At 70.2% G+C, this 9295-nt stretch carries 8 protein-coding genes; 1 reads left to right on the top strand and 7 read right to left on the bottom strand.

Annotation, left to right across the window (positions count from 1 at the left end; genetic code table 11):
* Nucleotides 1-215: 215 nt before the first annotated feature.
* Together erpA and ACTHNQ_RS06860 are read right to left on the bottom strand one after the other, a co-directional pair.
* Nucleotides 216-581, bottom strand: coding sequence for an iron-sulfur cluster insertion protein ErpA (erpA, locus tag ACTHNQ_RS06865; RefSeq protein ID WP_018170584.1), 366 nt, complete (start codon nt 579-581; stop codon nt 216-218).
* A gap of 103 nt (nt 582-684) precedes the next feature.
* The gene (locus ACTHNQ_RS06860; RefSeq protein ID WP_440332253.1) at nt 685-2085 is read right to left on the bottom strand and encodes a dipeptidase; all 1401 of its coding nucleotides are present in this window, start codon (nt 2083-2085) and stop codon (nt 685-687) included.
* Nucleotides 2086-2132: 47 nt separating this feature from the next.
* On the opposite strand from ACTHNQ_RS06860, the gene ACTHNQ_RS06855 reads away from it, so the two are divergent.
* Nucleotides 2133-2714: a DUF3043 domain-containing protein gene (locus ACTHNQ_RS06855; protein ID WP_440332251.1), complete on the top strand. Its 582-nt coding sequence runs from the start codon at nt 2133-2135 to the stop codon at nt 2712-2714.
* Between the two features lie 24 nt (nt 2715-2738).
* Here the strand turns inward: ACTHNQ_RS06855 and ACTHNQ_RS06850 are convergent, their stop codons facing one another.
* The 5 genes from ACTHNQ_RS06850 to dnaE form a co-directional block, all read right to left on the bottom strand.
* A complete protein-coding gene (locus ACTHNQ_RS06850) occupies nt 2739-3764 on the bottom strand; it encodes a quinone-dependent dihydroorotate dehydrogenase (protein WP_440332249.1) in 1026 nt (341 codons plus the stop codon).
* A 27-nt stretch (nt 3765-3791) separates the two neighbouring features.
* Nucleotides 3792-4286 (bottom strand): transcriptional regulator NrdR, encoded by a 495-nt coding sequence (gene nrdR / locus ACTHNQ_RS06845; protein ID WP_440332247.1) that lies wholly within the window; start codon nt 4284-4286, stop codon nt 3792-3794.
* A gap of 12 nt (nt 4287-4298) precedes the next feature.
* Nucleotides 4299-5648, bottom strand: a complete 1350-nt coding sequence (hisD, locus tag ACTHNQ_RS06840; RefSeq protein WP_440332245.1) for a histidinol dehydrogenase — start codon at nt 5646-5648, stop codon at nt 4299-4301.
* A 30-nt stretch (nt 5649-5678) separates the two neighbouring features.
* Entirely contained in the window at nt 5679-6827 is a 1149-nt protein-coding gene (locus tag ACTHNQ_RS06835) for a hypothetical protein (RefSeq protein WP_440332243.1), read from the bottom strand.
* A 113-nt stretch (nt 6828-6940) separates the two neighbouring features.
* Nucleotides 6941-9295 (bottom strand): DNA polymerase III subunit alpha (gene dnaE / locus ACTHNQ_RS06830; protein ID WP_440332242.1); only part of this gene is annotated, 2355 nt, incomplete at its 5' end.

Below are 9295 nucleotides of genomic sequence, written 5' to 3'. Positions count from 1 at the left end.
CCCCGATGGGGAGAACGGCCCAGCGGATACGGCGTTTCGAAGGCACGGTGCACCTTTCCGATCACGAACAGGACTCCCGCCAGTCTAGGGCAAGCGTCCAGGCGATTCAGGCCATCCGCCCAGGTTGAATCGTGTCGGAGCACGCGAAAACGGCGGGCCCGGGCGCCATTCGAAGCGCTCGGACCCGCCGCAAAAGTGCTCGGATCGTTAGCCGATCAGTGGAAGCTGTCACCGCAGGCGCAGGAGCCTGCCGCGTTGGGGTTGTCGATGGTGAAACCCTGCTCCGAGATGGTGTCCTTGAAGTCGATCGTCGCCCCGTCGAGGTACGGGACGCTCATGTCGTCGACGATGACTTCGACGCCGTCGAAGTCGACCGTCTTGTCGCCGTCGAGGTACCGCTCGTCGAAGTAGAGCTGGTAGATCAGGCCGCTGCAGCCGCCGGGCTGGACGGCGACGCGCAGGCGCAGGTCGTCGCGGCCCTCCTGCTCCAGCAGGTTCCGGACCTTGCCCGCGGCGGCGTCGGTCAGCAGAACGCCGTGGTCGCGAGCGGTCTGCTCGGTCGTCAGTGCGGTGTCGGTCATGGCACTCCTCCGGACGGGCCGCCTGGATCGTTCGTCCAAAGCCGGCGGCGGGATGCGTCGATTCTACGCGTGCCCGCCGCCGGAAGGCTCGGAAACGGCCGTATCAGGCGTCTGCGGTCCGGGCGTCGAGCTTCTCGAGCAGGAGGGCCTCAGACAGCACGGCGTGACGGAAGGTGTCGAGATGCAGCGACTCGTTCGGGCTGTGCGCGCGGGCGTGCGGGTCCTCGACGCCCGTGACGAGGATCTGCGCCCCCGGGAACTCCCGCACCAGATCCGCGATGAAGGGGATGGATCCGCCGACCCCGATGTCGACCGATTCGACGCCGTAGCCGTCGTGCAGCGCCTCGCGCGCCGCCTCGACGGCCCAGCCCGACGTGTCGACGAGGAACGGGTTGCCGTAGTCCTGGTCGGTGAACTCCAGCTCCGCACCGAACGGCGCGTGGGCCCGAAGGTGCGCCTCGATGGCCGCGTAGGCGTCGCGGGCGCTCTGCCCGGGTGCGACACGTGCGCTGATGACCACGGACACCTCGGGGGTCAGCGTGTTGGAGGCGTTCACGACACTGGGCGCATCGATCCCCGTCACCGTGATGGACGGCTTGTTCCAGATGCGGCTGAGGATCGTGCCGGTGCCGGCCGGCGAGACGCCGGCCGGGAGCCCCGCCTCGTCGCGCAGCGTCGCCTCGGAGTACTCGGGGGTGGCGGCATCCCGCTCGGTCATGCCGGCCACGGCCACCGCCCCGTCGGCGTCCCACAGTGTGGAGAGCAGCTTCACCGTCGCCATCATCGCGTCGGGCACGGCCCCGCCGAACATGCCGGAGTGCGACGCGTGCTCGAGGGTGCGCACGCACAGCGTGAAGCGGGTGTTGCCGCGCAGCGACACGGTCAGCGCCGGGGTCTTGTCGTCCCAGTTGCCCGAGTCCGCCACGACGATGACGTCGGCACGCAGGGCATCGGCGTTGTCGGAGAGGAACTGGGCGAACGAGCGCGATCCCGCCTCCTCCTCCCCCTCGAAGAAGAGGGCGACGCCGAGGTCGAAGTCCGCGCCGAGCGCCGCCTTCAGCGCCCGCAGTGACGCGATGTGGGCCATGATGCCGGCCTTGTCGTCGGCCGCGCCGCGGCCGTAGAGACGTCCGTCGCGGACCGTCGGCTCGAACGGCGGCGAGTCCCACAGCGCCTCGTCGCCCACCGGCTGCACGTCATGGTGCGCGTACAGGAGGATCGTCGGCCGGCCGTTGCGAGCGGCGCGCGTCGCCAGCACTGCGGGGTTGCCCTGCTCACCGGTCTCGGGAATCACGGCGGTGCGGATCTCGACGGTCTCGAACAGCCCGGTCTCGCGCACGAGGGCCGCCACCGCTTCGGCGCTGCGCTGCACCTGCGACGGGTCGAACCCGGGAAAGGCGACGGACGGGATGCGCACGAGGTCGCCCAGATCGGCGATGGCGGACGGGATGCCGGCGGCCGCGGCGTCGCGCACAGCCTCCTGGCGGGTGAGGTCTGAGGTCATGCGGGTAATCTTAAGGGCACCCCTACTTTCGCATTCGAGGAACAGCCGTGGCCAAGAACTCCGCACCCGCGCCGAACGACGCCCCTTCCGAGGGCACCGTCCTGAACGGCGCACCCGTCGGCAAGGGCCGGGCGACCCCCAGCCGAGCGGAACAGGAGGCCGCCCGCAAGCGTCCCCTCGTCGCCGACACCAAGGAGGCCAAGGCGCGCGCCAAGGCCGACCTCGCCGCGCAGCGCGACAAGGCCCGCATCGGCATGGCGAACGGCGACCCCCGCTACCTCCCCGCCCGCGATCAGGGCGCGCAGCGCAAGTTCGTGCGCGACTGGGTCGACGCCGGCTGGCATCTCGGCGAGATCGTGATGCCCGCGATGGTGCTCGTCATCCTCGCGACGTTCGTGAACATCCCTGCCCTGCAGTTCTACGCGTTCGTGGGCCTGTGGGTCTTCATCGTCTTCGTCATCGGCGACATGGTCCTGACGTCGATCCTCGTGAAGCGCGCCGTCAAGAAGAAGTTCGGCGCCGACAAGCTGGAGAAGGGCCTCGGCTGGTACGCCGCCATGCGCACCGTGCAGATGCGCTTCCTCCGTCTTCCCAAGCCGCAGGTCAAGCGCGGCCAGAAGCCGGCCTGATCCTGCTCCCCCGCGTCCGCTGGCTCAGCGCTGCGCGCGGAGCCCGCGGTTGATCTGTCGCGCCCACAGCGGGCCGCGGTAGAGGAACGCAGTGTACCCCTGAACGAGGTCGGCACCGGCATCCACTCGCTCTTGCACGTCCGCGGCCGTCTCGACGCCGCCGACTGAGATGACGCAGAAGTCCGCGGGCACGGTCGCCCGCAGCAGACGGAGCACCTCGAGCGCGCGGGCCTTGAGGGGAGCCCCCGACAGCCCGCCGTCGCCGGCGGCGGCGACCGTCGCGGCATCCGTCACGAGACCTTCGCGCGAGATCGTGGTGTTGGTGGCGATGATGCCCGCGAGCCCCGCATCGACCGCGAGGCGTGCGATCGCGGCGATCTCGTCGTCAGGCAGGTCCGGCGCGATCTTGACGAGCAGCGGCGTGACGCCTGCAGCTTCGCGGACCGCCTCCAGCAGCGGTCTGAGGGTCTCCACGGCCTGCAGCCCGCGCAGGCCCGGCGTGTTCGGCGACGACACGTTGACCACGAGGTAGTCGGCGAGCGGCGCCAGCAGCGTCGCGCTGCGCACGTAGTCCGCCGTGGCGTCGGCGACGTCCACGACGCGGCTCTTGCCGATGTTGACGCCCAGCACCGCGCGACGCGAGCGCTTGCGGAGGCTGCGGAGCCGATCCGCAGCGGCCTCGGCGCCGTGGTTGTTGAAGCCCATCCGGTTGACGACCGCACGGTCGGGGATCAGGCGGAACAGGCGCGGCCGCGGATTGCCGTCCTGCGGGATCGCGGTCACCGTGCCCACCTCGACGTGCCCGAAGCCCAGCGCGTAGAGGCCGGCCGCCCCCTTGACGTCCTTGTCGAAACCGGCGGCCACCCCGAACGGGGAATCGAAGCGCAGCCCGAGCGCCGTCGTGGCGAGCTCCGGGGCCGGCTTCGTCACGGCGCGGGACGCCCAGGAGAAGGGCGGGACGCCGAGCACGCGGATGACGCGCATCGCGGCGTGGTGGGCGGATTCGGGATCCATGCGCGACAGCACGGTGCGGAAGAGGAGGGGATACATCCCCTCTAGGCTATCGGGCCCCGCGGGTCAGCCTTCGGCGCGTGTCGGCGCATCGGCGGCCACCGCGCCCGTGCGGGCGTGGTCCAGCCGCAGCTGCTCGATCGCCGACTCGAAGTCCTCCAGCGAGTCGAACGCCTGATAGACGCTCGCGAACCGCAGGTACGCGACCTCGTCGAGCTCGCGCAGGGGTCCGAGGATCGCGAGGCCGATCTCGTTCGCGTCGAGCTGCGAGGCGCCCGTCTGCCGGATGCTCTCCTCGACCGTCTGCGCGAGGACCGCGAGGTCCGCATCGGTCACGGGCCGACCCTGGCAGGCCTTCCGTACGCCCGACATGACCTTCTCGCGGCTGAACGGCTCGATGACGCCCGACCGCTTGATGACGTTGAGACTGGCCGTCTCGACGGTCGTGAACCTGCCGCCGCATTCGGGGCACTGACGGCGACGGCGGATGCTGAGGCCGTCATCGCTCGTGCGCGAGTCGATGACGCGGGAGTCGGCGTGGCGGCAGAACGGGCAGTGCATGGCTCAGCCAGCCTACGCCGGGAGCCCGGCCTCAGGCGCGGCACCCGCCGGAGAAGCGGATGCCGCGTCGAACCGCGCGGTGACCGCCTCGCCGTGCGCGGGCAGCGCCTCCGCCTCGGCGAGGGTCACGATCGCGTCGCGCACCTCGGCCAGAGCCGCACGGTCGTACTCGATGACCTGCTGCGGGCGGAGGAACGTCGCGGCCGACAGTCCCGACGAGTACCGCGCCTGCCCGCCGGTGGGGAGGACATGGTTGCTCCCGGCGAGGTAGTCGCCGAGGCTGACCGGAGAATCGGGTCCGACGAACACCGCACCCGCGTGCACGAACTCGTCGGCGCGCGGATCTTCGAGGTGCAGCTCGAGGTGCTCGGGGGCGTACGCGTTGCTGAACGCGGTCGCGGTGGCGAGGTCGTCCACGAGCACCACCGCGGACTGGGGCCCGGCCAAGGCGGCCGCGACGCGCGCGGCGTGACGGGTGGCGGCTGCGCGAGGAGCGATCGCGTCCAGCACGTCGCGCGCCAGCTGCTCGGACGTCGTCACGAGCACCGCGGACGCCTGCTCGTCGTGCTCGGCCTGACTGATGAGGTCGGCTGCGACCAGGCGCGGGTCGGCACTGTCGTCGGCGACGATGAGGATCTCGGTCGCGCCGGCTTCGGCATCCGTCCCGACCAGCCCCGCGACCGCACGCTTGGCGGCCGCGACGAAGTTGTTGCCCGGACCGGTGACGACGTCCACCGGCGCGAGACCCAGCGCGGGAACGCCGTGCGCGAGCGCGCCGATCGCGCCCGCCCCGCCCATCGCGTACACCTCGGTCACGCCGAGCAGCTTGGCGGCGCCCAGGATCACGGGGTGCACGCGGCCGCCGAACTCGCGCTGCGGCGGGGAGGCGAGGGCGATCTCTGCGACGCCCGCGACCTGCGCGGGCACGACGTTCATGACCACGCTCGAGGGGTAGACCGCCTTGCCCCCGGGCACGTAGAGGCCCACGCGGCGGACGGGCTGCCAGCGCTGCAGGACGCGGGCACCGGGACCCAGTTCGGTGACGACGGGCGCCGGGACCTGGGCGGCGGAAGCCTCCCGCACGCGGGCGATCGCCTGCTCGAGCGCGTCCCGCACGGCCGGATCGAGCGCCTCCAGGGCCTCGTCGAGGTGCGACGCGGGCACCCGGATGTCGTGATCCACGGCGCCGTCGAAACGCTCGGCCTGCTCGCGCAGCGCCGCCTCACCGCGGTTCGCGACGTCGTCGACGATATGGGCCGCGATCTCGAACGCCTCCTGGCGCGCCGCGGTGGCACGGGGAACGGTCGCGAGCAGTTCGGCGGGCGTCAGGGCGCGCCCGCGCAGGTCGATAGTCCGGAGCATCCGTCTACGGTACCGCGCGGGCGCTGAGCCTCAGCCCCGCGTGACGCCCGAGACGTCGTGCAGGTAGCCGATGCGGCCGTCCTCGTGGCGCACCACGAACACCTCGCCCCGATCCTCGATGACGAGCGCCCACGCCGTCGGGCCGATGCGGAACACCGGGATGCCGATCTCATCGACGACGTCGCGCTCTTCGGGCACGAGCGCCCAGAACGCCTGGTGCTGCGCGGGGACCACCGGCTCGCTCGCCGACTCCGCGGCGGCGGGCTCGGCCTCGCGCGCCGTCGGGGACTCGGACTCCTCCGCGGACTGCTCAGCGGGCGCGACCTCGGTCACCTGGTCGTCCGCGGCCACCGGCAGGACCGTGGTGGTGGCACCCGTGCGGTCGTCGGCGCCGACCACATCGCCATCGGCATCCCAGTACGGCGCGGCGTCGGAGTCCGACGCCCGAGCCGCGCCGGGGGCAGCGGCAGGCGCGGACTCGACAGGCTGGGCCGGGGCGGCGTAGTCCGCGTAGACAGAGGGCGTGGCCGCGGCCTCGGCGGCCGGAGCGGGAGCCGGCGGACGCGGCGTCACGGGACGCGCGGGACGGGCGACGCGGTGGGCCGCAACCTCGGTGCGCCCGAGGAAGTCCTGGTTGAAGGGGGCGATGAAGGGGGCGAGGACCGTCAGGAACACGCCGGCGAGCATCATGATGAACTCGACCCACACGACCCAGGTGCCCGCGAACACCGACTGCCCGAACAGGGTGATGAAGGACTTCCAGATGATGGCGAGCCACAGCACCGCGGCCACCGAGAACGCCACCGAGGCGAACTGGTCGATGCCGAGCGAGCCGACCCGGCGGATGCCCTGCGGCGACAGGCGCCGCAGCACGATGAGGAACACCGCGACGGTCGGCACGCCGATCATCAGGACCCAGTCGATACCGCTCCCCCACACCGTCGGGCCGGTGCCGATCTCGCCGTAGACAGGGAAGAACGATGCGATGAAGGCGATCAGCCACGCGCCGCCGAGCGCGACCTCTCGGATCGAGAACGGCCCGACGCCGTACTGCGGCGCGGGGTCGGCCGCACCCTCCGACGCGGCGGGCTCCTCGGTGGTGATCGTCTCGGCCTCTGCCGGCGCCTCGGCGGCGCCCTCAGGTCTGCTGTCTTCGCTGTACTCGTCCGTCACGATCATTCCTTCCGGCAGGCTCCCGAGGCCCGCGTCGACCTGATATTACCTACGGCGCATGAGACGCCGATGAGATCCATTGCGTCGCGCGACGCTGCCCGTCACACGGATTCCCGGCCTCAGCCCAGGCACTGCGGCCCGAGCAGACCCTTGAGCTCGCCGTACAGATCCGGGGTGATGCGCACCGGGTGGGGCACCTCGAACACCTTCGCGACAGAACCGCTGTGGAGCTTGAGCGACACTTCGGTGTCACCGGCGTGACGCTGGAGCGTCTGCAGGAGCTCGCCGATGACGGCCTCGCTCGCGCGGCGCTCCGGCATGAGCAGGACGAGCCCGCTGGACTCGTCCAACGCACCGAGGTCGGGGCTGAACGCGGACTGCGCATGCAGGTTCATGCCGTCGTCGCGGCGAGAGACACGACCGCGGACCACCAGGATCGAGTCGGCCGTGAGCATGTGCTGGAACTCGGTGTACGTCTTGCCCATGAACATGACCGTGATCTCGCCGTCGAAGTCCTCGACGGTGATCATGCCGTAGGGATTGCCGCTCTGCTTCGCGACCCGGTGCTGCACGCTCGTCACGAGGCCGGCGATCGTCACCATCTCGCCGTCGGCGATGTCTTCCGATGCGAGGAGGTCGTGGATGCTGGTCGACGCGTGCTTCGCCAGCGGGATCTCGAGACCTGCGAGCGGGTGGTCCGACACGTAGAGGCCGAGCATCTCACGCTCGAACGCCAGCTTGTCCTTCTTGGTCCACTCGGGTCGCTCGGGCACCTTCGCCGACTGTTGCGGCTCGTCGTCTCCCCACAGCGCATCGAAGTCGAAGCCGACCTCGCCGTTGGCTTCGCGTCTCTTGTCGAGCACGGCGGCTTCGGTGGCGTCCTCGTGGATCTCCATGAGAGCTCGGCGGGTCGCGCCGAGGGAGTCGAAGGCGCCGGCCTTGATGAGCGACTCGACCGTCCGCTTGTTGGCGACGTGGACCGGCACCTTGGAGAGGAAGTCGTGGAAGCTCGTGTATCCCGACTCGCCCCGGGCGGCCACGATGCCGTCAACGACGTTCGCGCCGACGTTGCGCACGGCGCCGAGCCCGAAGCGGATGTCTTCGCCGACGGCCGCGAAGTAGCGGATCGACTGGCCGACATCGGGCGGAAGCACCTTGATCCCCATGCGGCGGCACTCGTTGAGGTACACCGCCATCTTGTCTTTCGAGTCGCCCACGCTGGTGAGCAGCGCGGCCATGTACTCGGCCGGGTAGTGCGCCTTGAGGTAGGCCGTCCAGTATGAGACCAGTCCGTATGCCGCGGAGTGGGCCTTGTTGAAGGCGTAGTCCGAGAACGGCAGCAGGATGTCCCACAGCGCCTGGATCGCGCCGTCGCCGAAGCCGCGCTCCTTCATGCCGCCCGAGAAGCCCTCGTACTGCTTGTCGAGCTCGGACTTCTTCTTCTTGCCCATCGCGCGGCGCAGGATGTCTGCTTGGCCGAGCGAGAACCCGGCGACCTTCTGTGCGATGGCCATGACCTGCTCCTGATAGATGATCAGGCCGTAGCTGATGTCGAGGATGTCCTTCAGCGGCTCCTCGAGCTCCGGATGGATCGGGGTCACCGGCTGCAGGCCGTTCTTGCGCAGCGCGTAGTTGGTGTGCGAGTTCGCGCCCATGGGGCCCGGACGGTACAGGGCGATGACGGCCGACACGTCTTCGAAGTTGTCGGGCTTCATCAGGCGCAGGAGCGACCGCATCGGCCCGCCGTCGAGCTGGAACACGCCGAGCGTGTCGCCACGGGTCAACAGGTCGTACGCGGGACGGTCGTCGAGTGCGAGGTGCTCGAGGTCGAGCTCTTCGCCGCGGTTGAGGCGGATGTTGTCGAGCGCGTCCGAGATGATCGTGAGGTTCCGCAGCCCCAGGAAGTCCATCTTGATCAGGCCGAGCGTCTCGCACGACGGGTAGTCGAACTGCGTGACGATCTGGCCGTCCTGCTCGCGGCGCATGATGGGGATGATGTCGAGCAGCGGCTCCGACGACATGATGACGCCGGCCGCGTGCACGCCCCACTGCCGCTTCAGCCCCTCCAGACCCAGCGCCCGGTCGAACACCGTCTTCGCCTCGGGGTCGGTCTCGATCAGCGTACGGAATTCGACGGCCTCTTTGTAGCGAGGATGCTGCGGGTCGAACATGCCGTCGAGCGGCATGTCTTTGCCCATGACGGCCGGCGGCATCGCCTTGGTCAGCCGCTCCCCCATGCTGAACGGGAAGCCGAGTACGCGGCCGGCGTCCTTCAGCGCCTGCTTCGACTTGATCGTGCCGTAGGTGACGATCTGCGCGACGCGCTCGGAGCCGTACTTCGCGGTGACGTAGTCGATCACCTCGCCGCGACGACGATCGTCGAAGTCGACGTCGAAGTCGGGCATCGAGACGCGGTCGGGGTTGAGGAAGCGCTCGAAGATGAGGCCGTGCTCGAGCGGGTCGAGGTCGGTGAT

The sequence above is a fragment of the Microbacterium sp. genome (assembly GCF_051953575.1).
Taxonomy (GTDB): Bacteria; Actinomycetota; Actinomycetes; order Actinomycetales; family Microbacteriaceae; genus Microbacterium.
The sequence above is the reverse complement of the archived record's forward strand: the minus strand, read 5'-3'. Positions and strand labels throughout refer to the sequence as shown.